Origin of the sequence: Streptomyces sp. 796.1 (assembly GCF_047525675.1) — a bacterium.
Lineage (GTDB): Bacteria > Actinomycetota > Actinomycetes > Streptomycetales > Streptomycetaceae > Streptomyces.
In genome coordinates this window covers 95,203-120,349 of sequence record NZ_JBLIWA010000002.1, presented here as the reverse complement: position 1 = coordinate 120,349, position 25,147 = coordinate 95,203, and the positions used below count along the sequence as shown (strand labels likewise).

At 71.2% G+C, this 25,147-nt stretch carries 30 protein-coding genes; 27 read left to right on the top strand and 3 right to left on the bottom strand.

The genetic code is table 11. The features are described from left to right. Position 1: 1 nt before the first annotated feature. From ACMA1D_RS01955 to ACMA1D_RS01845, 23 genes are all read left to right on the top strand, one after another. Positions 2–223, top strand: a complete 222-nt coding sequence (locus tag ACMA1D_RS01955) for a hypothetical protein (protein WP_414722079.1) — start codon at positions 2–4, stop codon at positions 221–223. A 2-nt stretch (positions 224–225) separates the two neighbouring features. Beyond that, a complete protein-coding gene (locus ACMA1D_RS01950) occupies positions 226–2,163 on the top strand; it encodes a phage portal protein (protein ID WP_414722078.1) in 1,938 nt (645 codons plus the stop codon). 3 nt (positions 2,164–2,166) lie between these two features. Beyond that, positions 2,167–3,489, top strand: coding sequence for an HK97 family phage prohead protease (locus ACMA1D_RS01945; protein WP_414722077.1), 1,323 nt, complete (start codon positions 2,167–2,169; stop codon positions 3,487–3,489). An 11-nt stretch (positions 3,490–3,500) separates the two neighbouring features. Next, a complete protein-coding gene (locus ACMA1D_RS01940; protein WP_414722076.1) occupies positions 3,501–4,829 on the top strand; it encodes a phage major capsid protein in 1,329 nt (442 codons plus the stop codon). Between the two features lie 14 nt (positions 4,830–4,843). Next, on the top strand, positions 4,844–5,056 hold the full coding sequence (locus tag ACMA1D_RS01935; protein ID WP_414722075.1) for a hypothetical protein: 213 nt from the start codon (positions 4,844–4,846) through the stop codon (positions 5,054–5,056). An 86-nt stretch (positions 5,057–5,142) separates the two neighbouring features. Then, entirely contained in the window at positions 5,143–5,445 is a 303-nt protein-coding gene (locus ACMA1D_RS01930) for a hypothetical protein (protein ID WP_414722074.1), read from the top strand. Continuing rightward, the gene (locus ACMA1D_RS01925) at positions 5,432–5,986 is read left to right on the top strand and encodes a mobile element protein (protein WP_414722073.1); all 555 of its coding nucleotides are present in this window, start codon (positions 5,432–5,434) and stop codon (positions 5,984–5,986) included. Before ACMA1D_RS01930 ends, ACMA1D_RS01925 begins: the two co-directional genes overlap by 14 nt. Beyond that, positions 5,983–6,330 carry a hypothetical protein gene (locus ACMA1D_RS01920; RefSeq protein WP_414722072.1) on the top strand — a complete coding sequence of 116 codons (348 nt, stop codon included), beginning with the start codon at positions 5,983–5,985 and terminating at the stop codon, positions 6,328–6,330. The genes ACMA1D_RS01925 and ACMA1D_RS01920 overlap by 4 nt, the downstream gene beginning before the upstream one ends. A gap of 9 nt (positions 6,331–6,339) precedes the next feature. Beyond that, positions 6,340–6,621, top strand: a complete 282-nt coding sequence (locus tag ACMA1D_RS01915; protein ID WP_414722071.1) for a hypothetical protein — start codon at positions 6,340–6,342, stop codon at positions 6,619–6,621. Beyond that, positions 6,618–7,040, top strand: a complete 423-nt coding sequence (locus tag ACMA1D_RS01910) for a hypothetical protein (RefSeq protein WP_414722070.1) — start codon at positions 6,618–6,620, stop codon at positions 7,038–7,040. Before ACMA1D_RS01915 ends, ACMA1D_RS01910 begins: the two co-directional genes overlap by 4 nt. A 56-nt stretch (positions 7,041–7,096) precedes the next feature. Then, complete coding sequence (locus ACMA1D_RS01905) at positions 7,097–7,861, top strand: Ig-like domain-containing protein (RefSeq protein ID WP_414722069.1); 765 nt, start codon at positions 7,097–7,099, stop codon at positions 7,859–7,861. Positions 7,862–7,947: 86 nt separating this feature from the next. Next, positions 7,948–8,289 carry a hypothetical protein gene (locus tag ACMA1D_RS01900; RefSeq protein ID WP_414722068.1) on the top strand — a complete coding sequence of 114 codons (342 nt, stop codon included), beginning with the start codon at positions 7,948–7,950 and terminating at the stop codon, positions 8,287–8,289. 2 nt (positions 8,290–8,291) lie between these two features. Next, a complete protein-coding gene (locus ACMA1D_RS01895) occupies positions 8,292–8,636 on the top strand; it encodes a hypothetical protein (RefSeq protein WP_414722067.1) in 345 nt (114 codons plus the stop codon). 122 nt (positions 8,637–8,758) lie between these two features. Next, the gene (locus ACMA1D_RS01890) at positions 8,759–9,061 is read left to right on the top strand and encodes a hypothetical protein (protein ID WP_414722066.1); all 303 of its coding nucleotides are present in this window, start codon (positions 8,759–8,761) and stop codon (positions 9,059–9,061) included. Between the two features lie 29 nt (positions 9,062–9,090). After that, a complete protein-coding gene (locus ACMA1D_RS01885; protein WP_414722065.1) occupies positions 9,091–13,578 on the top strand; it encodes a phage tail tape measure protein in 4,488 nt (1,495 codons plus the stop codon). Positions 13,579–13,591: 13 nt separating this feature from the next. Then, positions 13,592–14,473 (top strand): hypothetical protein, encoded by an 882-nt coding sequence (locus ACMA1D_RS01880; RefSeq protein ID WP_414722064.1) that lies wholly within the window; start codon positions 13,592–13,594, stop codon positions 14,471–14,473. Next, positions 14,473–15,630: a phage tail protein gene (locus tag ACMA1D_RS01875; RefSeq protein ID WP_414722063.1), complete on the top strand. Its 1,158-nt coding sequence runs from the start codon at positions 14,473–14,475 to the stop codon at positions 15,628–15,630. Before ACMA1D_RS01880 ends, ACMA1D_RS01875 begins: the two co-directional genes overlap by 1 nt. Beyond that, positions 15,630–16,556, top strand: a complete 927-nt coding sequence (locus tag ACMA1D_RS01870) for a hypothetical protein (protein ID WP_414722062.1) — start codon at positions 15,630–15,632, stop codon at positions 16,554–16,556. Before ACMA1D_RS01875 ends, ACMA1D_RS01870 begins: the two co-directional genes overlap by 1 nt. A gap of 12 nt (positions 16,557–16,568) precedes the next feature. After that, positions 16,569–17,195, top strand: a complete 627-nt coding sequence (locus ACMA1D_RS01865) for a hypothetical protein (RefSeq protein ID WP_414722061.1) — start codon at positions 16,569–16,571, stop codon at positions 17,193–17,195. 10 nt (positions 17,196–17,205) lie between these two features. Next, positions 17,206–19,719 carry a NosD domain-containing protein gene (locus ACMA1D_RS01860; RefSeq protein ID WP_414722060.1) on the top strand — a complete coding sequence of 838 codons (2,514 nt, stop codon included), beginning with the start codon at positions 17,206–17,208 and terminating at the stop codon, positions 19,717–19,719. A 76-nt stretch (positions 19,720–19,795) separates the two neighbouring features. Beyond that, positions 19,796–20,599 (top strand): LysM peptidoglycan-binding domain-containing protein, encoded by an 804-nt coding sequence (locus ACMA1D_RS01855; RefSeq protein ID WP_414722059.1) that lies wholly within the window; start codon positions 19,796–19,798, stop codon positions 20,597–20,599. 8 nt (positions 20,600–20,607) lie between these two features. Further along, positions 20,608–20,850 carry a holin gene (locus tag ACMA1D_RS01850; protein WP_414722058.1) on the top strand — a complete coding sequence of 81 codons (243 nt, stop codon included), beginning with the start codon at positions 20,608–20,610 and terminating at the stop codon, positions 20,848–20,850. A 24-nt stretch (positions 20,851–20,874) separates the two neighbouring features. Then, entirely contained in the window at positions 20,875–21,171 is a 297-nt protein-coding gene (locus ACMA1D_RS01845) for a hypothetical protein (RefSeq protein WP_414722057.1), read from the top strand. A 1,053-nt stretch (positions 21,172–22,224) separates the two neighbouring features. On the opposite strand, the gene ACMA1D_RS01840 is transcribed toward ACMA1D_RS01845, so the two are convergent. Continuing rightward, positions 22,225–22,536: a hypothetical protein gene (locus ACMA1D_RS01840; RefSeq protein ID WP_414722056.1), complete on the bottom strand. Its 312-nt coding sequence runs from the start codon at positions 22,534–22,536 to the stop codon at positions 22,225–22,227. Between the two features lie 136 nt (positions 22,537–22,672). On the opposite strand from ACMA1D_RS01840, the gene ACMA1D_RS01835 reads away from it, so the two are divergent. From ACMA1D_RS01835 to ACMA1D_RS01820, 4 genes are all read left to right on the top strand, one after another. After that, the gene (locus ACMA1D_RS01835) at positions 22,673–22,909 is read left to right on the top strand and encodes a prevent-host-death family protein (RefSeq protein WP_414722055.1); all 237 of its coding nucleotides are present in this window, start codon (positions 22,673–22,675) and stop codon (positions 22,907–22,909) included. Positions 22,910–22,961: 52 nt separating this feature from the next. Beyond that, the gene (locus tag ACMA1D_RS01830; protein ID WP_414722054.1) at positions 22,962–23,369 is read left to right on the top strand and encodes a DUF6233 domain-containing protein; all 408 of its coding nucleotides are present in this window, start codon (positions 22,962–22,964) and stop codon (positions 23,367–23,369) included. A 111-nt stretch (positions 23,370–23,480) separates the two neighbouring features. Next, complete coding sequence (locus tag ACMA1D_RS01825) at positions 23,481–24,062, top strand: hypothetical protein (RefSeq protein ID WP_414722053.1); 582 nt, start codon at positions 23,481–23,483, stop codon at positions 24,060–24,062. Then, positions 24,062–24,235, top strand: a complete 174-nt coding sequence (locus tag ACMA1D_RS01820) for a hypothetical protein (RefSeq protein ID WP_414722052.1) — start codon at positions 24,062–24,064, stop codon at positions 24,233–24,235. The genes ACMA1D_RS01825 and ACMA1D_RS01820 overlap by 1 nt, the downstream gene beginning before the upstream one ends. An 18-nt stretch (positions 24,236–24,253) precedes the next feature. On the opposite strand, the gene ACMA1D_RS01815 is transcribed toward ACMA1D_RS01820, so the two are convergent. After that, positions 24,254–24,496: a hypothetical protein gene (locus ACMA1D_RS01815; protein ID WP_414722051.1), complete on the bottom strand. Its 243-nt coding sequence runs from the start codon at positions 24,494–24,496 to the stop codon at positions 24,254–24,256. Positions 24,497–24,518: 22 nt separating this feature from the next. Next, positions 24,519–25,055, bottom strand: coding sequence for a flavoprotein (locus tag ACMA1D_RS01810; protein ID WP_414722050.1), 537 nt, complete (start codon positions 25,053–25,055; stop codon positions 24,519–24,521). Positions 25,056–25,147: the final 92 nt, after the last annotated feature.

Here is a 25,147-nt window from a genome sequence, read left to right as displayed (position 1 = left end):
CGTGTTCGCGTGGCGTCGTACGGCGGTCCGGAAGCGGGTCGTGGTGAACCTGGCCGAGCGCGCGTTCCGCGGCGTGCTGTGGGCGCAGCGGGGCCCGCTGCTGGTCCTGCGTGATGCGGAGCTACTGGAGGCCGGCCGCGAACCACAGCCTGTGGATGGCGAGGTCGTCATCGAGCGGGCGCGCGTGGAGTTCACGCAGGTGCTCGCGAGCGGGGGTGGCTGATCGTGGCGTTCGTCGTCTCCTCCGGCCGGCTCGCGGTGACGGGCGCCGGGGTGCTGCCGGGGTACGCGGCGGCGCCGTTGCCGGCGGCTCCGTGGGAGTACGAGACCATCTGGCGCACGCAGCCGCAGGTCCGGACGGTGGTGGGCTTCATCGCCCGCAATGTGGCGCAGCTCGGAATCCATACGTTCCGGCGGCTGTCGGACACCGACCGGGAGCGGCTGACCGATCACCCTCTGGCCCAGCTCCTGGCGGCGCCGCTCCCGGGGTTGACGCAGTACCGGTGGATCGAGCGCCTGGTGTCCGACGTCGCGCTGTACGACGACGCGTACGGGATCAAGCTCAAGCTCGACGGCCGGCTGCGCATCCTGCCGGTGCCGCCGACACTGATCCGCCCGTACGGCGGGACCTGGGTCGCGCCGGATCACTACGAGACGGCGGGCGGCCGGGACTTCGCGCCGGATGAGGTGGTGCACATCCACGGCTATCGGCCGGATGCGCTGACCCACGGGTCGTCGCCGATCGAGTCGTTGCGCGATCTGTTGCTGGAGTCGAGCGAGGCGGCGAAGCAGCGGTCGGCGATGTGGCGCGGCGGGGCCCGGCTGACGGGTGTCCTGGAGCGGCCGATGGACGCCCCGGAGTGGAGCCCGGCCGAGCGCCGCAGGTTCAGAGAGATGTGGCAGACGTTCTCCCAGGGCGGCGGTGCCGAGGGCGGCACGCCGATCCTTGAGGATGGGATGCGGTACTCGCCGGTCGGCTTCACTCCGGAGCAGGCGAGGTATATCGAAGCCAGGAAGCTGACCAGGGAGGAAGTGTCGGCGGCGTACTTCATCCCGCCGCCGTTGATTGGAATTCTGGATCATGCCACCTACAGCAACATTCGCGAGCAGCACTCCCATCTGTACCAGGACACGCTGGGTCCGTGGTTGGTGATGCTGGAGCAGGAGATCAGCGCGCAGATCCTGCCTGACCTGCCGGACAACCAGGACGTGTACGCGGAGTTCAACATCGCGTCCAAGCTGCGCGGCTCCTTCGAGGAGCAGGCCGCGGCGGCGAGCACGGCGACCGGGCGGCCGTGGATGACGGTCAACGAGACCCGGGCCAGGAACAACCTGCCGGCCGTAGATGGCGGCGACACGTTGATCGTGCCGATGAACGTGACCGAGGGCGGCCTGGCCAGTCCTCGGGATACGGCGCCGGACTCGGCCGGGGGCGCGGCCCCAAAAGCGGGTGGCCTGGTGCTGGCGAAATCGGCAGCCAGGCCGGCCGACCTGGGGGACTTCGGCTCGCAGCGGGACGCGCTGGAGACGTCGCTGTCGCGGTGGACTGAGCGCCAGACGGACCGGCTGCTGGCGCAGGCCGGCGCGAAGGCCGGCGGGGTGCCGGCGCTGGTGGAGATGTGGGCCGTCGGCCGTGACGATCGGTTGGCGCAGCTCGAAGCGCTGCTCGCCGACCACGGGTACCGGCTGGCGCAGGTCGGCGCGTGGGAGACCCTGGACCGTTGGAACCCCGAGGCGAAGGGGTGGACGCCGGACGCGATGCTCGCGTGGGTGCTGGCTGCCGCGGCGACGCATGCGGCGCAGCAGGAAGAGGCCGCGAGCGAGGCGATCGCCGAGGTGGAGGCGGAGCCGGGTGAGAGCTGGCAGGACACGCTGCGCGCGGCCGGCACGGGCCTGGTGGTCGCGGCGGCCGGCCGGGCGTTGACGGCGGCCACTGAGCTGCGGTCGTTCGGCGGGCATGATGCGGCCGGCGCGTCCGGGCTAGTACGGAAGGTCTGGCGAACCGGCGGCCCGGCCCCCCGGCCGACGCATCGGGCGCAGAACGGCGAGATCGTCTCGCTCGACGACGTGTTCTCCAACGGGGCCCGCTGGCCTGGTGATGGCCAGGTGAAGCTGTCCGAGAAGGCGAACTGCAAGTGCAGGCTCGACTACGACAGGGGGTGACCGGTGGCGATCACTGTGGTCGTCGGCCCCCCGTGCGCAGGGAAGAGCACCTGGATCGCGGCGCAGCGTACGGCCGGTGATGTGGTCATCGACTTCGACCAGCTCGCCCAGGCTCTCGGCTCGACCTCGCCGCACGCCGCGCCGCCGGCCGTGCGCGAGGTGGCGTTCGCCGCGCGGAAGTCGGCGATCGGCCGGGTGCTGCGCGGGGTGGACGCGGACGCGTGGCTGATCCACACCAATCCATGGCCGGGGCAGCTCGCGCGCTACGAGGAAGCCGGCGCCGCCGTGGTCGTACTGGACCCCGGCATGGAGACCTGCCTGGCCCGCGCCTCGGCCGATGGCCGGCCGGAGGGCACCGAGGACGCAATCCGGCAGTGGTACGACGCTCCGCCGCTGACCGACCTGGAGAAGAGGAGGACAGCGGTGCAGACCAAGGACTGCCCGGCCAAGGTGAAGGCCGCAGGGCCGGCCGACGGCCTGGCCGAGGGCGAGTTCATCGCCCTCGTATCCGTGTTCGGGAACGTCGACTCCGCCGGGGACAAGATGGTCCAGGGCGCGTTCACGGACACGCTCGCTGAATGGGCGTCACGAGGTGACCCCATTCCCACGATCTGGTCTCACGACTGGGGCGACCCGTTCTCCCACATCGGCATCGTCAAGGAAGCTCAACAGGTCGGGGCCGGCTTGCTGGTGCGCTCCCAGATCGAGGATCTGGACACGAACCCGACCGCCGCGCAGGTGTACCGGTTGATCAAGGGGCGCAGGGTCACCCAGTTCTCGTTCGCCTACGACGTGGTCGAAGGCGCCTGGGTCGAGGGTGAGGACGAGCAGGGCAACCCCACCAGCTACTACGAGTTGCGGAAGGTGAAGCTCTACGAGGTGGGGCCGACGCTGGTGGGTGCGAACCAGGAGACGCAGCTCCTGGCCGCGAAGGCGGCCACCCTGGCGCGCGGCGCGAAGGCCGGCCGCGTCCTCTCCCAGAAGAACTTCGAGGCGCTGACCAGCGCGTACGAGGCGATCGGCGAGGTGCTGACCAGCGCCACGCCGGAGAAGGCCGGCGCCACAGCCGGCAAGACCAGTGACACCGAGGTGCCCGGCCAGCCGGGTCCGGCGGCCGACGGCGACCAGCCCTCCGCCCAGCCGGACACGCCGCCCGCCCAGGACACCCCAGCCGACGACCAGACAACCGACAGCAGCACTGAGGACGAGACCACGCCGGACCCCCGCGAAGCGCCCGACCAGGGCGCCGCCAAGGCCGGAACCGACTCGCTCCGTCTGCGCCACGCCCTCCAGCTCCTGGAGCTGGAGGCCACGCTCACGGAATGAGGAGGGGCCAGATGGCCACCCTGACGGTGGAAGACCTGACCGGCCAGATGAAGCACGCACTCACTGAAGCGCGCGCGCTCGCGAAGAAGGCCGAGGACGAGGACCGCGACTTCACCCCGGAGGAGGCCGGCCAGCTCCGCGAGCACATGGCCAAGGCCACCGAGGCGAAGGCCGAGATCGAGAAGCGCAAGGGCAACGACGAACTCAGGAAGACGCTCGCCGACCTGGGCGACGACATCGCCCTGAACGCCAAGACTGACGACGACGGAAGCCGCCGGACCGCGTCCGGCTTCCAACTGCCGGACCGGAAGAAGAGCATCGGCCAGCAGTTCGTGGAGTCGGCCGAGTACAAGGGACTGATGGCCGCCGCCAAGTCCGGCCAGTTCGCGAAGAACCAGCGCGTGCAGTCGGAGATGTTCGGCGTGAAGTCGCTGGTCACCGGTGGTAGCGACACCTCCGCCGGCGTCTTCGTGCAGCCGGACGAGCGCGGTCTCCAGGTCGGCCTGGACGCCTTCCAGCGCCCGCTGCGTATCCGGGACGTGGTCACCAATGGGACGACCACGTCGGACACCGTGGAGTACGTGCGCTTCACCGGCACCACCAACAACGCGGCGCCGGTCGCTGAGGCCACGTCGTCGGCGGCGCCGACCGCGCCCGGCAGCGCCGGCCCGCTGGTCAACGCGACGGGCGGTGGGTACAAGCCGGAGTCTGGCCTGGCCCTGGCGAAGGTCAACACGGCGGTCAAGACGATCGCGCATTGGATGCCCGTCACGAAGAGGGCGCTCAGCGACGCCGCGCAAATCCGCACCTTGATCGACGCCTTCCTCCGGTACGGCCTGGAGGAGGAGCTCGAAGACCAGATGGTCCAGGGCGACGGTACGGGCGAGAACTTCGAGGGCCTCGCGAACGTGTCCGGCGTGCAGGCGCAGACGTACGACACCAACTTGCTCACCACCACGCGGAAGGCGAAGACGAAGGTCCGCCTCGTCGGGCGCAGCATGGCCAACGCCTACCTGCTCAACCCCGCCGACCTGGAGACGCTCGACATCCTCCAGGACAACGAGGCGAGGTACTACTTCGGCGGGCCGGCTGGCTCCGGTGGTGCCGGCACCCTGTGGGGCGTGCCGGTCATCGAGACCGAGGCCGTCCCTGCCGGCGTGGGCTATGTCGGGGACTTCCGCAAGGCCATCCTGTGGGACCGCGAGCAGGCGACCATCCAGATGACCGACAGCCACCTGGACTTCTTCGTCCGCAACCTGGTCGCGATCCTCGCCGAGATGCGCGCGGCGTTCGGCGTGGTCCAGCCGAACGCCTTCGTTGAAATCGACCTGACCCCCTGATCGGAGGCCACACCATGGCGTACCTGAACCCGGGCGCGGGCGCTGCCCGCGAGGGCCGGCAGGCTGCGGCCCAGACCGACATGCCGGCGGTCACCACGACGGCGGCGGCCGGCGCGAACCCGACGAAGGCCGAGTTCGACAAGGTCGTCACCGACCTGACGGCGGCCCGCAGTGCGATCAACGGCCTGCTCGCCAAGCTGCGCGCGGCCGGCGTCATCGCGTCCTGATGCTGTTCACGCGCCGGTCGGCGGGAGGGCGGTGTCCGTGCGGCGCCGAGCACGCGGCGTGCGGCCCGCCCTCCACGTCCGTGCCGGTGGACGAACGATTGGAGGTGGCCGTCGTGGGCGGCCCACTACGTAAGTACAAGGTCCGGTCGGCGGGCGGCGCCGAGACGACGCTGAAGCTGAACGCGAGCGATGCCGACGCGCGGGGGCTGACCGATGCCGACTTGGTGGAGGCGCGCCGTACCGAGGCCGTGTCGCTGCCGGCCGACAACGACGGCGCCGGCGAGGCGGACGGGGCGAAGGCCGCGGACGCCGCGCCGAACAAGGCCCGGTCGGCGGCGAACAAGGGGCGTGCGCCGCGGGGCAAGGGCGGTGCGGGTGGTGGCGGCTGACGACTACCTTGCTGACCCGGCCGAACTCGCCGTGTGGCTGGGCGTGCCGGCCGATGACCTACGGTTGCTGGCTGCGTTGACGGCCGCGAGCCGGCGGTTCCGTGGGGCGGTGGGCCACCGGGTCACTCTGGTCGCCGGCGACACGGTGACGCTGGACGGCGGCGGCCGGCGGTCGCTGCTGCTGCCGGTCTGGCCGACGATCGCGGTGAGCAGCGTCCGCCTGGACGACGTCGCCCTGGTGGACGGTACGGACTACTCGTGGTCGGAGTCGGGTGTGCTGCGGCGGCTGGGCTGCGGATGGCCGGATCGGCTGCGGTGCGTACGGGGGGTGTACGACCACGGCTGGGCCGTGACGCCGGAGGACATCCAGGAGGTCGTCCTCGACCAGGCGCGCACGATCTACACGGTGCTGCCGGGCATCCAGTCGAAGACCGTCGGCGGGCAGTCCGTCACCTTCGGCGCGCAGGCGGCGATCGGCGTGACCGACCAGTGGGCCAGGGCGGTCGCCCGGCACAAGGTCCGCACGAGCGGGGACGCGTGACCATGTTCTTCTTCGACACGGTGACGCGTGTGCGCGCGGGCGTGCGCATCGACCGGGGTGGCAACGCCGTGCCGGACTGGTCGGTCGCGACGCGGCTCGCCATTGGCCAGCTCAACGTCCAGCCGGCCACCCAGGTCGAGTCGGAGGACCCGACGCGTACGGCGGTGGTCACCGGGTGGCGGGTGCAGTCCGCGCCCGGCACGGCGCCGGATGTGCGGGCGGCCGACCGGATCGAGTGGGACGGCATGACGCTGGAGGTCCAGGGCGAGGTGGCCCGCTGGCCTGACCCCATCACCGGCGCCGTCCACCATGTCGAGTTCACCATGAGCCGCGCTACCGGATAGGGGGCCGCCGTGCTGCTGGAGAGCCTGACTCTGGACTACCAGGGCATCCGCGCCTACCTGCGTGGGCCGGCTGTGCGTGAGGCGATTGACGGGTACGCCGCCGCTGTTGCCACGGAGATCCGGGCTGCTGAGCCGCGCGCGACCGTGACCGTACGCAGCTACACGACGGACCGTGGTGGTGCGACGGTTGCGGTTGAGGACGTGCGGGCGATGGCCTGGCAGGCGCGTGATGGGCTGCTCACTAGGGCGGCTGGCCGGGCCGGTCTCGAAGTGAAGGCGTGGCAGCGATGACCAAGCCGTTGACCGTCTTCCCGGATGTGCAGTCTGCCGGGGCCGGCGTGCTGCGGGCGGCGCTGGCCGGCCGGTCGGAGCCGTACGTGGTGGGCGTGGCGGTGGGTACGCGGGTGCCGGGTGACCGGTCGCCGGAGACGCCGGACCTGCCGTACGTCATGGTCCGCAAGGACACCGACGCCCCCCACTCCAGCATGGCCAACGCGCGGTGCACGCTTCGCGTGACCGTGTGGCATGCCGATGCCGACCAGGCGCACGATCTGGCGATGCTCTGCCAGGGCGTGCTGCTGGTCCACTCCGGGCCCGTGATCCGTGGCTGCCGCCCGGCGACCGGTCCGCTTCCTGCTGTCGATGACGTGAGCGGCATCGACCTGAGCACGCTGACGGTGCTCGCCAACGTCCGGCCACAACTGGTCTGACCTGCACGACTGCTGAACCGCGACGCCTACTCACCCTGAACCGAGAGGAGGGCGCCGTGGCCGGCGACCCTACACGCGCGAATCTCTGGACCGACGCTGACGTCTACATCTCCACAAACCTGACTGCCGCGCTGCCCGCCGATGCGGAGACTCCGTTCGGTGTGGACTGGTCGCTCGTCGGCCTGCTCGACGGCGACGAGGGATTCCCCGAGTCCCGTGACGAGGACACGGATGACAAGTTCGCGTGGGGCGGCATCCTGGTCAGGACGTCGCGCCAGCACTTCAAGCTGACGAAATCGTTCACGGCGCTGGAGGACAACGCGACGACCTTCAGCTTGCTGTGGCCGGGGAGTACCGCGACGCGGATCAAGGTGCCGCGCCCGGCCCGGGTGAAGGTGGCGTTTGAGACCCGCGAGGGCTCCAAGGTTCGGAGGCTGGTTACCTCGCTGTACGCCGAGGTTGCCCTGGACGGCGACCACGGGGAGAACGAGACGGACCTGGAAGCCGCGACGTTCGCGTGCACGATCTTCCCGACGGCCGACGGGTACCTGTTCGAGAGGCAGACGACTCCGGTCCTGGAGTCGCTGAGTATCCCGGCGACGCTGTCGGTGGCGGACGGGGCGATCGGTTCGCTCGTGGCGACCGCGACGTACTCGGACGCGACCACGGCGGACGTGACGGCGGAGGCGTCGTGGTCGTCGTCGGCGCCGGCCAAGGCCACGGTGTCGGCCGGCTTCGTGACCGGCGTGGACCCGGGCTCCGCCACGGTGACCGCGACCTACCAGGGGCAGACGGACACCTGCGCCGTCACCGTCACCTGACCCTTGAGCGCCGGGGCGCGGGTGTTCGTCGCGGTTCGGCCGCGCCCCGGTACCACCCTCCCGAACCGTGACGAGAGGCGGTGCTCATGCTGGAGGTCACCGACGCCCAGGTCCGCGCCAAGGCCATCCAACTCGGCCTCATCGGCGCCGACGACGACCTGCCGCGCCACCTACGCAGCCGCATCGTGGCCGCCCTCACCCAGGACACCGCCGGCCCACCGGCCGACGACGAGCCGCCGCAGCCGCGCCTGGCCCGGGAGATCGTCGTGCAGCCGCGCGGCGTCGTCCTGGTCGATGGCCGGCCGTTCCCCTGGCTCGTGGCCGACGAGCCCATGGAGATCCACCTGTCCGGCGGCGGGCCGAGCACGGTCCGCCTGACCCTCCTGGCCGACTCCGTCCAGGTGCTCAAGAGCAGAGAGAGCGAGTAGCGATGACCACCCGAACCGCGACCAAGCGCACTGCCGATGACCAGCCGTTCCACTTCAATCTCGACGCCGTCCAGGCCGAGGCCGACCTCACCCCGTTTCGGGTGCACTGGGGCGGTCGGCGCTGGGAGATGCGGCACGCCGAGGAACTCGACGTGTGGAAGTTGGCGGAGGATGCGGACGCCGGCGACGCCGGCACAGTCCTGACCGTTCTGCGCATCGCCCTCGGGCCAGAGCAGTGGCCCGACTTCAAGAAGGTCGGGATGCCGCAGTACAAGATGAAGGCACTGTTCGATGCGTACAAGGCCCACTGTGGCCTGGGGGAATCGGGGGCCTCGTCCGACTCCTGAGGGAGCACGGCGAGGCCGTAGAGGCCGACCTCCGCGAGCACTACAACGTCCGGCTCTCCGATCTGTTCGCGCGGGACCCGGGCGGCCGGCCGCGACTGACGTGGCGGGAGCTGGGTGTTCTGGTGCGCCAGCTCCCGCCGGCCGCCCGTACCCGGCTTGCGACGGGCGATACGGACGGCGTGTGGGGGCTCCAGGAGCACCTCCAGGCGCTGACCGTGGACGCGCTGCTGGTGGCCAACTGGCAGCGGGCCAACGAAGGCCTGAAGAGCTCGCAGCAGTCGAAGCCGCCGGTTCCGCTGGAGCGGCCGGGCACTGGCCGGAAGCGGCAGGACAAGAACTCGCCTGAGCGACGGGCGAAGCGGCAGGCCGCGTTGAAGCGGGCTGCCGAGCGCCGGCAGGCCATCGCCGCCGGGCAGATCACCTGACAACTGCATAGCGAGCGCAAGGAGGTCCCATGCCCTCCGTCGGCTACGCCACTCTCCAGATCATCCCGTCCGTACGTGGCATCGGGGATGAGCTGCGTCGGCAGCTCATCGGCCCTGCCGGGGACGCGGGTGCGGATGCCGGTGAGGCGGCCGGCGGGGGGCTGCGGGACAAACTCAAGATCGGTGCGGCGGCTGCCGGCGTCGCTGCCGGCGCGCTGCTGGTGGCCGGGCTGTCGAAGGCCATCGACCAGGCCAACGTCACCTCCAAGTTGCAGGCCCAGTTGGGCGCGACGGGCAAGGACGCCAGCCGGTACGGGCGGATCGCCGGGGAGTTGTACTCGAAGGGCATCACCGAGGACATCCAGCAGGGCGCCGACACCATCCGCGCTGTCGTCAACGCGGGCCTGGTGCCGCCGGACGCGACGAACAAGCAGCTCAAGTCCATCAGCGCGCAGATGGCCGACGTGGCCAACACGTTCGGCACGGACATGTCGATGCAGACGCAGGCCGTCTCCGCGCTCCTCAAGAACAAGCTGGCGCCGGACGCGTCGAGCGCGCTGGACGTCATCACCGTCGGCATGCAGAAACTCGGCCCCAACGCCGAGGACCTGCTAGAGACCTTCCAGGAGTACCCGGTCCAGCTCCGGAAGCTGGGCATCGACTCGAAGATGGCGCTTGGCCTCTTCCAGCAGGGGCTCCAGGGTGGCGCGCGCGACACGGACATCATCGCGGACGCCTTCAAGGAGTTCAGCATCCGTGCGGTTGACATGTCGCAGGGGTCGCAGGACGCGTACAAGGCGCTCGGCCTCAATGCCGAGCAGATGTCGCTCCAGATCGCCAAGGGCGGCAAGGGTGCGACGGCTGGTCTCCAGACGGTCCTGGACAAGCTGCGTGCGATCAAGGACCCGGTCAAGCGCGAGGCCGCAGCGGTTGGACTGTTCGGTACCCAGGCCGAAGACCTGGGCGCGGCACTATTCAAGCTCGACCCGGGCAAGGCCCGGCGCGGCTTCCAGGACGTGGCCGGCTCGGCGGAGAAGCTCGGCAAGACCCTGCACAGCGGTCCGTCGCACGAGATCGAGGTCTTCAAGCGCAGCCTTGAGCAGGGCTTCGTCAACCTGCTCGGCGGGCAGGTGCTGCCGGTCATCGTGGCTGCTGGGCGTGCCGCGAACACCTACCTGCTGCCGCCGCTGCGCACCATGGGCGGCGTGCTGCTGGGCCTGATCGCCGGCGGCAAGGCGACGGTGGGGTGGTTGCGGGAGTGGGGCGTGTGGCTGCTGCCGGCGATCGTGCTGGTCGGGGGGTTGACGCTCGCGCTCAACGCCCAGGCCATCGCGACCGGCATCGTCACCGCGACGTTCAGCGTCTACCGCGCGGCGATCCTCATCGGCACCGCGGTCACTGGCGGCTTCACTGCGGCTCAGGCCGCGCTGAACGCGGTGATGGCGCTCAACCCGATCACGCTCGTCGTCATCGCCCTGGTGGCGTTGGCGACCGCGGTGTACATCGCCTGGCAGCGCTCGGAGACCTTCCGCGCTGGGGTGATGGCCACCTGGCAGGGCATCCAGACCGCGGCCCTGTGGGCGTGGCACAACGGCATCAAGCCAGCCCTGGACGGCTTCATGGTGGGACTGCGTGCGGTTGGTACGGCCGGGTTGTGGCTGTGGCGGACCATCCTGCTGCCTGCGTTCCAGGGCATCTCGGTGGCTGCGCGCGTGCTGTTCGCCGTGGTGGCGGTGGCCGTCCTGGCCCCGCTGCTGATCGTGTTCAAGGCAGTCGGCGGGATCGCTACGTGGCTCTGGCAGACAGCGATCCGGCCGGCGTTCGCGGGCATCGTCGCGCTGGCCCAGTTGTGGTGGGCCGGTATCTCGGCGGTGTTCGCCTCGGTCCGTGGCGGGTTCCAGCTAGTCGGCCAGAGTGCGATGTGGCTGTGGCGGAGTGCGGTGCAGCCGGCGTTCGCTGGAGTCACGGCCCTGGCGCAGTGGCTGTGGGGCAAGATCCAGATTCCGTTCGGGTATGTCCGGGCGGGCCTACGGCTGATGGGCGGGGTGTTCACGTGGCTGTGGAGATCGTCGGCTCAGCCGGCGTTCCAGGGTGTAGAGCACCTCGCCCGCTGGGCGTGGACCAGCATGAAGGTTGCGTTCGACCTGACGCGCGCGGGCGTGCGCGGGGTTGGCAGCGTGTTCACGTGGTTGTGGCGGTCGTCTGTGCAGCCCGCGATGTCGGGTGTGGGCGCGGCGGTGAGCATCGCGTGGCGGACCAGCATCAAGCCGGCCCTGGACGCTGGGAAGACGGCCGTCCGTCTGTTCGCCGACGCGTTCGGCGCGGCGAAGCGCAGCATCGAGGCGGCATGGAAGCAGCTCGAAGGCGTCACCAAGCGGCCTGTCAACTTCGTGATCGAGTACGTCTACACCAAGGGCATCAAAGCCGTTTGGGACAAGGTGGCTGGGATTGTCAAGCTGCCGAAGATGCCGCCTGGCCCGCAACTGCTTGAGGCCGGCGGCACGGTCGGTGGGGGCTTCGGCCCGGCCCGGCCGATGCGCGTCAACCGGCCGACCGCGATCGTCGGCGAGGGTAACCCCCGCCACCCCGAGTTCGTCATCCCGACCGACCCGAAGTACCGCGGCAGAGCCCGCTCGCTGTGGGAGGCCGCCGGTCAGCACCTGGCCGGGGGCGGCATCCTGGGCGACGCCAAGGACTGGGTGAAGGACAAGGCCAAGTCCGTCGGCAGCGGGTTCAGCGATGCTGCGGACTGGCTTGGCGACAAGATCGACTTCCTGACCGACCCGGGCAAGATCTGGGACAAGGCCGTCGGCCCGATCAAGGACCGGATCGCCAAGATCGGCGACTCGCAGTGGGCTGGGCTGCTGGCCAAGATGCCAGTGGCCTGGCTCAAGGCCGCCAAGGACAAGGTCGTCTCGAAGGCGAAGAGCCTCTTCGGCTTCGGCGGCGGGGGCGACATCGGCGGCCTCGGCGTCAAGCGCTGGAGCGGCGTCGTCCTCCAGGCCCTGGAGCTGGTCGGCCAGCCGGCCAGCCTCTTGCCGGTGGTGCTCCGCCGGATGAACCAGGAGTCGGGCGGTAACCCGCGCGCGATCAACAACTGGGACATCAACGCCAAGAACGGCGACCCGTCGCGCGGGCTGATGCAGACCATCGGCTCGACGTTCAACGCGTACGCAGGCAAGCTCCGGTCGCGCGGCATCTACGACCCGCTGGCCAACATCTACGCCTCGATGCGGTACGCCCTGTCGCGGTACGGCAGCCTGGCCAGCGCGTACAACCGGCCGGGCGGCTACGCCAACGGCGGCAGGCCGCGCGCCGGCGAGCTGGCGTGGGTCGGCGAGCGCGGACCGGAGTTGGTCCGCTTCCAGGGCGGGGAGGAGGTCTACGACCACCGCACGTCCATGAGCATGGCCGCCGGCCTGGACTCGCTGCGGGGCTTCGCGCGCGGGTCGTCGGCGGCGGCGCGGGCTCGCGCTCAGCGGGAACGGGAGCGCCGGGAGCGTGCGGCCAGGGCCGCGCGGGACCGCGCCCGCGCAGTCTCCGAGGTGCGGGCCGACACCGGCATCTTCACCTCCGCGCTGCGCAAGTCGGCTGGCGACATCAACAAGGCCGCCGGCGAGATGGCCAAGGACTTGAAGCGCGCCGGCGGCGCGGGCTCTTCGCTGGCGGCGGCGACGCTGCGGGCCTCGGCGAAGCTCCAGGGCCTGGCCAAGCGGCGGGATGCGGTAGCCGCGCGGATCGCGGAGGCGAAGGCGTTCGCCGGCGAGCAGAAGAAGAGCGCGGCCGACTACATCAGCCTGGCCTCGGTGCCTGAGCCGATGGACATCCAGGGCCTGATCGGCGGCCTTAAGGCCCGGCAGAAGACGGCCGGCGACTTCCAGAAGCGGATCAACACCCTGGGCAAGCGGGGCCTGAACCGCGACATGTTGGGCCAGTTGATCGCGGCGGGCCCGGACTCGGAGCTGGCGCGGATGCTGGGAGGGGCGAGCGCGGCGCAGATCGGGCAGCTCAACAAGCTGTCCGCCAGCGGCGCCAAGTTGACCACGTCGTACGGCAACACCATGGCCGACCACATGTACGACAGTGGGAAGCAGGCCGGCCGAGGGTTCCTCGCCGGGCTCCAGGCCCAGCAGAAGGATCTCCAGCGGGAGATGGACCGGCTCGGCGACGCGCTGGTCAAGTCCATCAAGAAGAAGCTCAAGATCCGCTCCCCCTCCCGGGTCACCTTCCGGGTCGGCCAGCAGACCGGGGCCGGTGTCGGCCTCGGTCTCGCGTCGACGGCTACCCAGGTGGCGGCGGCTGCGGCTCAGGTGGCCGATGCCGCGGTCCCGCCGGTCGCGCCTGTCGGCCCGGTGCCTGTGGCGGCCCAGGCCGCCGGCGGGTTCGCCGCGGGTCAGCGGCTGCGGCTGGTGGTGGGCGGCAGGGAGTTCGACGCGTACGTCGAGGATCTCGCCGACACCCGCGTGGCCGCCGGGTTCACCCAGGTCCGCCGCCGCGCGGCGGCAGGAAGCCGATGACGAGGAGGCCGACGTGCCGTTGATCGTGGACCCGCTGGCGCCGCCGGTCGTGCCGCCGACGCCGGCGGTGAGCCCGGACGGGTGGCTGACTGCGGTGGTGGACCCGGTGTACGCGGGGGTGGTGCTCGGGGTGGACTACACCGCGGGCACGCCCCTGGCCGGGGCCGCCGACGTACGGAAGATCCGGATCACCCGGCTCGACCCGGGCGCGGCCGGTGGGGCGCCGGTGCGGTCGGCCGACTCCGCGTGGGCGGTTGGCGGTGTGGGCGTGGCGTACGACCACGAGGCGCCGCTGGGCGTGGCCGTCGCCTTCTCGGTGACGCCGACGTTCGCCGACGGCAGCACGGGGCCGGCGTCGTCGGTGTCGGTGACGGTGCCCGCGCCGACCGCGCCGGCAGACGTGTGGATCAAGAGCATCGACACGCCGGACCTGGCCGCGCGGGTGACGGTGACTGCTTGGCCGAGCCTGGCCTGGGCCGCGCGCATCGACCAGGCCGACATCGCCGGCTCGGCGTTCCCGGTGACGAGCCAGGACGTGTACTCGGCCGCGGCGTCCGACATCACCATCGACGCCGACGGGCCGGCGATCGAGGTGATCCGGCGGCTGCTGACGACGCCCGGCGTACGGCTGATCCAGACCGTCGCGGGCTACCACCGGCCGGACATGTACGTGCTGCTCTCCGACCCGGCCGAAGGCATCGACACCACGCCGGACGGGGCGCGGACGTTCACGGCGGGGGTGGTGCAGGTCGCGCGGCCGAGCACTGCCGGCCAGCCCCTGCGCATGCCCGGCTGGTCATTCGACGTGGTGGCCGGGCAGTACGCCACCTTCGACGCGGTGGCCGCGGCGTTCTCGACCTTCGCGGCGTTGGCCACCAACGGCGCGGTGAGCTGATGTTGCCGATCGACGCGGAGGCGCTGGCCGCGCTCCCGCAGGCCCTGGGCCGGCCGTACCGGGCCGAGTGGTCCAACGACGGCGGGACGACCTGGGCCCCGTGCGGGCTGGCGGCGGGGTCGGCGCAGGTGACGGCCGAGCGCGGCGCGGAGGTCCGCTACAGCGCCCAGGCCGTCCTCACCGGCGTGCCTCACGGCGCTGCGGGCATCAACAGCATCTCCACGAACGTCCGGTTGTGGCAGGGCATCTCGCTGCCGCGGACCAACCCGGTGTGGCTGCCGGCCGGCCGGTACACCGTCACCCGCGCCGCACTCGGCCGCACCGGCATCCAGGTCGAACTCGACGGCCTGGAGGACGAGGTGCGGGCGGCGGGCTTCCCGACGGCGCGGACGGTCGGCCCGGGCCTGGCCCGGGACCTGGTCGCCGAACTCGTCGGCGAGGCTCTACCGGGCGTGCCGATCGCCTGGCGTGACGGGGTGGACCCGGATACGCCGGTGCCGCAGATCATGGCCACCGAGGACCGGTGGGGCGTGCTGGCCGCGGGCACGGACGTCTCCGGCACGGGCACCGGGATCGCCGCGGCGCTGGCCGGGGAGATCTGGGTGGACGCCCGGGGCGTGGTGACGGTGGGCCCGGTGCCAACGCTGGCGGACCCGGTGGTGTGGCGGGTCGGCCGCGGCGCGGGCGGAGTGTTGGTCGAGCCGCAGGAGGAGCAGAGCAGCGACGGCCTGATCAACCTCTGGGCCGTCAGCGGCGAGGCCGGTGACGGGGCGCCGGCGATCGGCCCGGCATACGCCTGGGACGACGACCCCAACTCACTCACCTACGCCGGTCCCGACCCGGTCGGCGATCCGCTCGCACCCCAGCGGCAGGGCCTGTACTGGGTGCGGCAGCGCGTCGGCCGCCACTCCTCGGCGCTGATCACTACGGCCGACCAAGCCGCGACGGTGGCCCGGTCACGGCTCGCCGACTCCCTGGGCGTGCAGTCCTCCCTGGCCCTGACCGCGGCGTGCAACGCCGCGTTGGAGCCGGGGGACGTGGTGGAGGTCGAGACGGCGCCCGGGGTGTGGGAGCGGCACCTGATCGACTCCCTGTCCTGGACGCTCGGCGCCGCCAGCATGTCCTGCCGTACGCGTACGACTGCCAGGAGGCTGTGATGGACGCTGCGGACCTGCTCGGCCAAGCCCTCGCGAAGGGCTCGGCGGCCGAGCGGCAGACCGTCTCCGGGCAGGTCGTCGACGTCACCGACACTGGGACGGTCAACCTCGACATCGAGGGGACGCTGGCCATCGACGTGCCGTGCGCTGACTCCTACCGCAACCGCGCGGCCGGCGACTGGGTGGCGGTCCAACTCGGCGCCCGGCCGGTTGTGAAGTGGCGGCTCGGCGGCGACCAAGCCCCGGTCGAACAGGCCGCGATGCAGGCCATCGCCGAGGACGTCGCCCTGGACGCACAGGTCGTCCGAGCCGCGACATGGGGCACGGCCGGCCCCGCCGGCTCGGGCTGGCAGCAGGTCCAGACGCTGTACCTGCGAAAGAACTCCGCGGGCAAGGTCGAGCTGTACGGGCAGTTGGCTTCTGAGACTGACCCGCCGCCGCCCCCGCCGCCGACTCGGCCGCCCAGGCCGGTGAGCATCAGCCCGACGGATGCCGGCACTTGGCGGGGCGGCCGGCCGGACGAGTATGCCGCCAGCCCCACCCAGGGCGACTGGACCGGTCGAGGCGACCGCCGCGGCGGCTGGTTCTACGGGACGTCGATCGCCGCCGCGTGCTCCGGCAAGACGGTGTCCTCGATGAAGGTCGCGTTCACCCGCCGCCGCGGCGCCGGCGTCAACGCCCGCCGACCGCTCCACCTGTACCTCCACGACTACACGGTCGCTCCCTCCGGCCAGCTCAACCTCGGCGACGGGCCCGAGGAACTGCTGAGCCTGAGCGTGGGCGCCACCGGCACCGCGACCCTGCCGGCCTCCTGGCGCTCCCAACTCGCCTCCGGTGCGGCCCGCGGGCTGGCCATCTACTCGCGCGGGTCCCGGGACTACATGAGCGTCACCGGCGGCCGGCTCACGATCACTTTCTCTGCATAGGAGGCGCCCCAGGTGGCCACCATCGGATACGAAACGCTGCCGGTCCCGGCCGGCGGGGACGGCCCGGACGTGCCGGCGTGGCTGGCAGACATGGCCACCGCGGTGGACCCGCACCTGGTCCACGACGTCACCAACCTCGCCGACCGCAACAGCCGGTTCGCCGGCGCCCCGCTGTGCACGCTGTGTGTGGCGGCTGACGGCACGACCTGGGTGAAGACCTCCGCCGCCGCCAACACGTGGGTCACGCTGTGGGAGCCACTGCCCGCGTGGCAGCCGGTCACCCTGGCAACCGGGTACACCGCGAGCGGCGGGTACACCCCCCAGGCCCGGCTCGTGGGCAAGCGCGTCTACCTCCGCGGGCGGATCGAGCGCAACGACGGGCAGGTCGTCCCCAACCAGGGCGTCAAGGTCGGCTCCGTGCCGTCCACGTGCATTCCGCAGGTGCAGATCGGAGCCTGGGCCGCGACCGGCTCACTCGCCGGCGACGTCACGATCGGCGTCGGCAAGCTGGAGGTGCTGGAGGTCGGCTCGGCGTCCGCGCTCGGCGTGGCCGGGGACATCACCTGGTGGTCGCAGGACGGACCGACCGCGGGCGGCACGCCGTGGATCGCCATCAACGGCTCCTACTGGATCGACTGAAAGGGCCGCTGTGGCGCTCTACACCTTCGGCGGAACCCCGGCTGACGTCATCGCCGACAGCGCGGGCAACGTCATCCCGAACTACCTGGTGCTCGTCTACCGGGCGGGGACCAACGAGTTGATCACGTCAATGTTCGAGGCGAACGGGACGACGCCGGTCAGTGAGCTGCGGTCCAACGCGGCCGGCTCGGCGACTCCGGGCGCGATCCGCCCGTTCAAGATCCCCGACGTGGTGGCCGTCGACTACGCGTACAACGCGCCGGGCGGCGGCACGGTGCGCTGGTACCAGGCCGCGCGCGAGGTCGCCCAGGAAGCCCTGTCGGCCGCCTCGGCGGCGCTGCCGACGGCGGGCGGCACGATGACCGGCACGATCACCTCCCAACTCGCCTCGGCCGCCGCGGTCGCCGAGGCGAGCTTGGTCGGCGCGGACACCTTCGACCGGTACCGGCGGTCGACCGACGGCGGTATGTCGTGGGGCTCCGGCACGGCCGCGCGAGATGTCTCCCTGGCCCGCTCGGGGCCGGGGGTGCTCGCGGTGACGGGGACGCTGACGGCGTCGGCCGGCGTGAGCCTGGCCGGCCAGAAGGTGTTCAACCCGCGCGAGTACGGCGCCCTGGGCAACGGCACGGCTGACGACACGGCGGCGGTGCAGGCGGCGCTGGCGGCGGCGAAGACGTCCGGCGGCTGGGTGCTCGCGCCCCCGGGAACGTACCGGCTGACCGCCACGCTGCGGATCTACGGCAACACCCGGCTCACGCTGCTGCCGGGGGCGGAGTTCCGTCGGGCCGGTGGCGACACGATGATCGTGAACGGCGACGCTAGCCAGTCCCTGGGCGGATACACCGGGCACGGCAACATCACCATCGAGGGCGGCCTGTGGAACATGCAGGGCACCGCATCCGGGCTGACCACCAACGCGTCCTGCATCATGATCGGCCACGCCCGCAACGTCACTGTGCGGGACCTGGAGATCCGGGACGTTCCCGGCTGGCACGGGATCGAACTGAACGCGGTGAAGGACGCCGTCGTATCCAACTGCCGGCTGCGCGGCTACTTCGACCCCGGCAGCCGGCCCGCCTCCGAAGCGATCCAGATCGACCTGGCCAAGGCCAGCTCGGTGTTCCCGCCGTTCGGCCCGTACGACCACACCCCCTGCGAGGACGTGACGATCCGCGACTGTTACATCGGCGCGTCGGGCACCGAGGGCACCGTGGCCTGGCCGCGGGGGATCGGCTCCCACTCGGCCACCATCGGCCGCTGGCACAAACGCATCCGCGTGACCGGCTGCACCGTGGAGGGCGGCGCGCAGTACGCGTTCGCCCCGTACGCGTGGCAGGACTGCCTGATCCAGGGAAACGCCGTGATCAGCCAAGGCGCCGGCGTGCACGTGTGGACCAACGACACCGCCGACCCGAACGCCACCACCAACGCTTCTGGTACCCAGACCAACGCCTCGCAGGAGACGAAGGGCGTCGTCGTCGTCGGCAACACCTTCCGCAGCATGGGCAACTACGACGACGTGCTCGGCGTCATCGGCGAACCGACCGGCCACCTGACCTCGGTGACCATCGCGGACAACGTGCTGGATACGCAGACCGGCGACGGGTCCCAGGGTGGCATCCGGCTGGAGTACGTCGACCAGGTGACCATCACCAGCAACGTAGTCCGCGCCGGCGCCGGGACGGGCATCAGCATCGTCAACTGCACCGGTGGCGCGGTCACCGGGAACCGGGTCTACACGGTGACCAACTCGGGGATCGCGGCGGCTACGTGTGCCGGGATGCAGGTCGTCGGCAACACGGTGCGGGACACGGGCAGCAACGGCATCCACGTCCAAGGCGGCAGCGACGCCCAGGTGGCCAGCAACTTCATCAAGGGCGCCAGCCGGACGGCAGGCGCGTTCGGCATCCGGGTGTCCTCGGCGGCTGACGGGGTGCTGATCACTGGTAACAAGGTGCGGCTGGCTGGGTCCGGCGCCGAGGCGGCGTACGGGCTGTCGATCGCGTCGGGCTGCACGGGGGTCCGCCGGTACGGCAACGACCTCGCCGGCAGCGGCAGTACGGGCCCGCTGGACGACCAGTCCACCACCCCGGACGCCAGCCCGCTGGACCTGGGCGTACAGACGTACACGCCCACCGTGACCGGCGCCGGAAGCGCGACGTTCACCACCGCGACCGGGGAGTACCAGCGGCTCGGCAAGCTCATCTGGATCAACATCGGCCTGGTCGTGAACGCGGCCGGCTCGGGGACCACCAGCGTCAGCGTGTCCCTGCCGACCACCCCCGCACGCGGTATCCAGCAGGCGCTCGACATGACCGCCGAGAGCGTGCGGGCCGCGACGCAGTCCACGAAGGGCAGCGCGGTCATCCTCATCACCGGGACCGGCGCGACGATCGACCGGCTTCGTACCCAGGTCGCGGCGGCCGGCGACGCCACCACGGACAACCGGCTGCTGAACGTCCAGGGCCAGCATCTGCTCGCGGGCGCGATCGTCACGATCACCGGCTGGTACCGCGAAGCCTGACCCGCCCCACCCCGTCCCGAACACCACGCCCCGAGCCACCCTGGCCGGGGCGTTTCGCACGTCAGGAGGCACCGGCATGAAGACCGGCCCCCAGAAGTACCCCGGCGCCAGCACTACGTACTGGTGGCAGTCGCGCTACGGCGGCACCGCGATGGAGTCCAACGTGGGCGTGATCCACACGACGGAGGGGTGGTCGGTGCCGGACTACGGTCGCGGTGCGTCGGCCCCCAACTTCACTGCCCTGCCGGACATCAAGGCGAAGCGGCTGGTCTGGCACCAGCACTTCGACTTCGACGTGTCCTCGCGGGCCCTGGTGAACCGGGCCGGCGGCGTGGAGACGAACCAGCTCAACGCGGTCCAGGTGGAGCTGGTGGGCACGTGCGATGAGCGGCACGCCGAGTCGTGGTCCGGGCGGAAGGCGGGCGTGGGCTACCTGTTCTGGCCGGAGGCGCCGGACTGGGCGCTCGCCGAGCTGGGCCGCTTCGTGCGCTGGGCTCACGATCACCACGGCATCAGGATGCAGTCGTCGGTGACGTGGAAGGCGTACAAGAAGGGCCAGGTCGGCGGCTCGTACGGCGCGAACAGCGTGCGCCTGACCGGCGCGCAGTGGCTCAACTACTACGGCTGGCTGGGACACCAGCACGTCCCGGAGAACTCGCACGGTGATCCCGGGGACATCGACTTCGCCCGCGTGCTGGAGCACGCCAAGGGCGCCCCTGGTGGCACGTCGTACGCCGTGCGGAAGGGCGACACGCTGTGGTCGATCGCCGCGTCGAAGCTCGGCGACGGCGCGCGCTGGCGGGAGATCGCCACGCTCAACAAGCTCCGTGACGCGGACGAGATAACTCCTGGTCAGAAGCTCAAGCTCCCCAAGAAGTGAGGCACGTTATGGCGAACAAGTCGGTCGAGAAGAAGGTCACCGCCAGTACGGCGGGGTCGTACATCGCGAGCACCGGGCTGATCGCCAGCCTGACGGCCGTCCACGACGACTCGCGGCTGGTGGAGTGGATGCCGGACGGCCTGACGCCGTTCGTCCTCGCGCTGATACCGGCGGCGATCACGTTCTTGTCGGGCTGGCAGGCGCGGCACACATACCGCAACCCGCCGGCCCCGCCGGTCCAGGGCCTGTAACCCGGCCTCACCCAGGAGGTATCCATGCCCGATGAGCCGACCCTCGGAGAAGTGGTCAGGCGCTTCGAGGATCGGCTCACCGACGTCCGCGATGACATTCAGCAACTCGGCCGTCGCATCGACAGCAAGGTCAGCCAGGACGTCTACGACTTGAGGCACGAGGCGTTGGCGCAGCGGGTGGCGACGTTGGAGACGCTGCGGGAGAAGGACGCGGAGAAGCTGGTGGCAACCAGGAGATGGCTGATCGGCGCGGTGATCGTGCCGCTGATCGGCGTGCTCCTGCCGGTGATCATCATGCTGACCCAGGGGGGCAGGTCATGAGCCGGCGCGGGCTGCGGGCGGAGGAGCGACGGTGGCGGCGCGGGGACGCGCTCGCGATCGGCGGGGCGCTGGTCTTGGGGCTGGCGCTGGCGTGGATCGTGTGGAGCGTGCAGCAACTCAGCACGGATCTACGGGACTCGAACCGCGCGCGGGATGCGCTGGCGCGGCAGGTGCAGGATCTGGGTGGGGACCCGGTGGCTGGTGAGCCGGGTAGCCGTGGGCCGGTCGGTGGCGTGGGGCCGCCGGGTGTGACTGGTCCGCCGGGGCCGGCTGGTGCGACGGGTCCGCGTGGTGAGCCGGGGGCGCGTGGCGGGGCTGGTCGTACGGGGCCGGATGGGGCGGATGGTGAGACGGGGCAGCGGGGTGTGGCGGGGCCGATCGGTTCGCCGGGGCCGGCCGGCGAGGATGGTACCGACGGTGCGGCGGGTGTTGATGGCGCGGCGGGTCCGCAGGGTGAGCCGGGGCCGGCGGGTGCCCAGGGGCCGGCCGGGCCGGCGGGTGAGCAGGGGCCGCGGGGTGAGCCTGGGCCGGCCGGGGAGCGCGGGCCGGCCGGTGCTGCGTGCCCGGCGGGGTACTCGCTCCAGCCGCTGGCCAGTGACCCGGCCGCGCTTGTGTGCCGGCAGGATGGCGCGCCGCCGCCGGAGCCGGTGCCGACGGCGCCCGGCTCGCAGGCCCCGGGGCTGGCACCGGACCGCCGGCGGTCGTGAACAGCATGGCCCCCTCGCTGCCTTCGGGCGGCGAGGGGGCCGATGCGCGTTCCCCGCGAGGGCGGGGCCGACTGTTCCGCTAAACGGAAGAGCGGGACATCCCCGCTGGGCGGGGCGTTCATCTCAGGTCCACTTCCTGTGATCCACCACACGGATCAACCCCGCAGCGCGGGGACTCGACGGCTCGATCCCGCCGGCTCACCTGGGTCGTGGATCAACCCCGCAGCGCGGGGCACATGTTGCCGTCCTTGCACGTTGCGTCGCAAGAACGGTTCACACTGTAGCGTGCGCGACCGGTGACGCCAACAGGCCCCCTGGTAAGGGATATTGGCGCCCAAATCGAACGTCAGTATCCGTCCGGGTTGGCGGCGTCTGCTGCCCACGCTTCCCGGATCGTGTCCGCCGCGTCGTCCGTGATGGTGATCCAGTAGTAGACGTTCAGGTCGCGAGGGTTGTCGTGGAGCAGGTTCGGCTCGATCGGCTCCTGCCTCAGGATGACGGCTTCCTCGCCGTCGATCTCCATGATCTGCCCCAAGAGGATGTGGATGCCCTCGTGTGCCTCACTGCGGCTGACGTCGTAGGTGCTCATGATCTCTTCGAGCAGTGGGTAGGGATAGATGGCGCTGCCGGGATTGAGGCTGGAGATGACGGCGCTCATGAACGGCTCCCTGTCCTGCGAGGCTGACGCCGGGACTCCCCGACATTGAAAATGTACATCGGGGCTCGATGTACATCAAGCCCCGATGCGCGTCCGCCCCTGATGCACATCGGGGCTTGACGGTAATCTCGCTTGCATGGACATCGAATCCGCAGATCAGCCCATCGCCCAGACCCGAAACAATCTCTCTGAGCTCCTTGCCAGCACGCGCTTGCTGCGCCGGGTGTACTTCCTGACGAGCCGAGGGAAGCGGCAGGTGGCCGTCGTGCCCTCGGACCTTGGTGAGCAGATCGAACGAGTAGGCGGCCCGGATGAGGCGGCGGCGATCCTGGCCGCCCACCTGACGACGGACGCCGCGCCACAGGACGGCTGACGCGATGGATGAGGAGCGGTGGCGTCAGGCGGGCCCCCGGGCGCGGGCGCGCATGCCTGACGGGCAGGAGCTGGACGTCGTGGTGACCGGCCGGGAGCGCATGCCGGACGGCACCTGGTGGTACATGGCGGACGCCATCCTGCCGGGCCGGGAGACCGGGCCGGCAGGGATCAGGCCGGTCGGTACCCCTACTCCGATCGTGCTGCCGGCCGACCGAGTCACCCCGATCCCGGGGCAGGACTACTCGGGGGTGCCGACGGGGGGTGCGCTCCCGGGGCGGCGGTGGCTGCTGGAGAAGGCGCGGGAGCGCGGGAAGGGCCCGTGGTGGCGGGCGCACCGGCAGGACTGCGGGCAGGCGCCGGCCGGGGCGGAGCGGGCGTCAGCCGACGCTGCCCGGGGTTTGCTGCGGAGTGGCGAGGCGATGCCGTGCGAGGCGTGTCGGCCGGACCGGGCGCTCTGAGCTGGCCCAGTGTTTCCACTGAACTGGAAACGGCCTGGTGGCAGGCGGCAGGGGTTTCCTATTCCAGGAAACACCTACCGGCCCGCGCACCGCAGCGGCAGGGTGATCGGCATGGACCCCATTCAGATCGCGCCCGGCCTCGTGCTGACCGAGGCGCAGTACGAACTCGCGGCGGCCGGCCTCACCGAGCACGCGCCGGATCTTGCCCTCTCCTGGGAGCGCTTCACCGCGCCAGCCGATTGGTGGCTCGTGCCCGACAAGGACGGCCGGTTGGCGAAGGCCGAGTTGGTGCTGGTCGAGGGCGCCGAGCGCACCGTGAAGATCAACCTGTGGCACCTGCCGGACCTGCGCTCCGGCCGCCCGATGCCGCACTCGCACCCCTGGTCTTTCCGGAGCCACATCCTGGCTGGTGGGTACGCGGAGGATCGGTACGCCGCGACGGGCGGAGTCGTGACCGCCACCCGGCACGACCACCTGGCCGACTCGGCCAACTCGGTCGACCGCGCGGTGTACCACGAGGTCGCGGCCCTGCATGCACCACCCGGGGAGACCATGACGCTGATGCTCTGCGGCCCGGGCACGCGTGGCATCTGGGGGTATCTCGACCCGGACACCGGTCGGCACAGCCCGCCGTCGGCCGACCCGGGGTTCGGGGCCCGGCTGCGCGCGTTGAACCCCCACCGGAGGGCCTGATGTCGTTCGAGATCCGCATCATCTGTGACCCTGAGGACGTGGAGCGGGTCACGGCTGCCATGGCCGCCACGTTCGTGACGGGGCCGGCCAGGGATTATCCGTCACGTGACGGCATCCGGCGCATGCTGTACCTGAACGGTGAGCTGGCCGATGGGTCGGCCGCGGTGGACTGACCGCTACGGCACCCCGGGTCAGGCGTCGGCCGGCTCGGGCTCGGGGTGCCGCACGGTCTTCTTCAGCGCCGCTTCGACGGCGTACCGGCTGGCGCTCTCGGCCTGGGCGTGGGCGGTGATGGCGGCCTGCACGGTCTCGGCGGCGGTGCGCCAGGTCTCCCACTGCTGCTCGTACTCGGCGCCGTACGGCAGGTCGAGGAGCCGCGCGTGCTCGGCGTCGGCAGCGGTCTGGAGCTGCATCAGGGAGTCGGGGAGGTCCACGCTGATGATGGTAGACGGCGGCCTACCCGCGGCTTGCGGCTACCTCTACTGCGCGTAGAGCCAGGTCCCATGGGTATGGGCGCTTCGTACCTGGGGGGTTCGGCACGAACCCGCCGTCGCCGTAGAGCACGTCTACGCCGGCTGCCCGTAGCGTCTCGATCGAGCGCGGCAACTGCGGGTGCTGGGCGTACGCGGCGTTCACGCACGGCATCGCGACCATGGGGATGCCCTTGCCGATGGCCTCGGCCACGACTCCCACTGGGAGCGAACTCGTCAACCCGAGGGCCCAGGCGTTGAGGCTGTTCATCGTGGTCGGCGCGAAGAGGATGACGTCCGCCCTGGGCCAGACGTCCGGCTCGCCCGGCCGCCGGTACCGCGAGCGTACGGGCCTGCCGGTCAACTCCTCCAACTCGGGCACCTGGTCGGCGAGCCAGTCGGCCGCCGCCGGCGTCAACCCGACACACACGTCCCACCCGTCGGCCTGCGCGCGGCGCACTACCTGGGGGAACTCCAGCACGGGCGGGGCCGCAGCGCCGAAGAGGTACAACACGTCGGTCATAGGCAGCAGTTCATCACACGCGTCCGCCCCCGAGCCGACGAGCCCGGGGGCGGAGACGAGTACCGTTCCGAGTGCCAGCACGGAACGGAGAC

Coding starts and splice junctions, on each gene's coding strand:
- ACMA1D_RS01910 (WP_414722070.1), top strand. CDS start 6,618: ATGACCAAGCCGTTGACCGTCTTCCCGGATGTGCAGTCTGCCGGGGCC.
- ACMA1D_RS01825 (WP_414722053.1), top strand. CDS start 23,481: ATGGACCCCATTCAGATCGCGCCCGGCCTCGTGCTGACCGAGGCGCAG.
- ACMA1D_RS01835 (WP_414722055.1), top strand. CDS start 22,673: ATGGACATCGAATCCGCAGATCAGCCCATCGCCCAGACCCGAAACAAT.
- ACMA1D_RS01895 (WP_414722067.1), top strand. CDS start 8,292: ATGACCACCCGAACCGCGACCAAGCGCACTGCCGATGACCAGCCGTTC.
- ACMA1D_RS01935 (WP_414722075.1), top strand. CDS start 4,844: ATGGCGTACCTGAACCCGGGCGCGGGCGCTGCCCGCGAGGGCCGGCAG.
- ACMA1D_RS01810 (WP_414722050.1), bottom strand. CDS start 25,055: ATGACCGACGTGTTGTACCTCTTCGGCGCTGCGGCCCCGCCCGTGCTG.
- ACMA1D_RS01885 (WP_414722065.1), top strand. CDS start 9,091: ATGCCCTCCGTCGGCTACGCCACTCTCCAGATCATCCCGTCCGTACGT.
- ACMA1D_RS01850 (WP_414722058.1), top strand. CDS start 20,608: ATGGCGAACAAGTCGGTCGAGAAGAAGGTCACCGCCAGTACGGCGGGG.
- ACMA1D_RS01840 (WP_414722056.1), bottom strand. CDS start 22,536: ATGAGCGCCGTCATCTCCAGCCTCAATCCCGGCAGCGCCATCTATCCC.
- ACMA1D_RS01870 (WP_414722062.1), top strand. CDS start 15,630: ATGGACGCTGCGGACCTGCTCGGCCAAGCCCTCGCGAAGGGCTCGGCG.
- ACMA1D_RS01900 (WP_414722068.1), top strand. CDS start 7,948: ATGCTGGAGGTCACCGACGCCCAGGTCCGCGCCAAGGCCATCCAACTC.
- ACMA1D_RS01855 (WP_414722059.1), top strand. CDS start 19,796: ATGAAGACCGGCCCCCAGAAGTACCCCGGCGCCAGCACTACGTACTGG.
- ACMA1D_RS01830 (WP_414722054.1), top strand. CDS start 22,962: ATGCCTGACGGGCAGGAGCTGGACGTCGTGGTGACCGGCCGGGAGCGC.
- ACMA1D_RS01820 (WP_414722052.1), top strand. CDS start 24,062: ATGTCGTTCGAGATCCGCATCATCTGTGACCCTGAGGACGTGGAGCGG.
- ACMA1D_RS01875 (WP_414722063.1), top strand. CDS start 14,473: ATGTTGCCGATCGACGCGGAGGCGCTGGCCGCGCTCCCGCAGGCCCTG.
- ACMA1D_RS01845 (WP_414722057.1), top strand. CDS start 20,875: ATGCCCGATGAGCCGACCCTCGGAGAAGTGGTCAGGCGCTTCGAGGAT.
- ACMA1D_RS01940 (WP_414722076.1), top strand. CDS start 3,501: ATGGCCACCCTGACGGTGGAAGACCTGACCGGCCAGATGAAGCACGCA.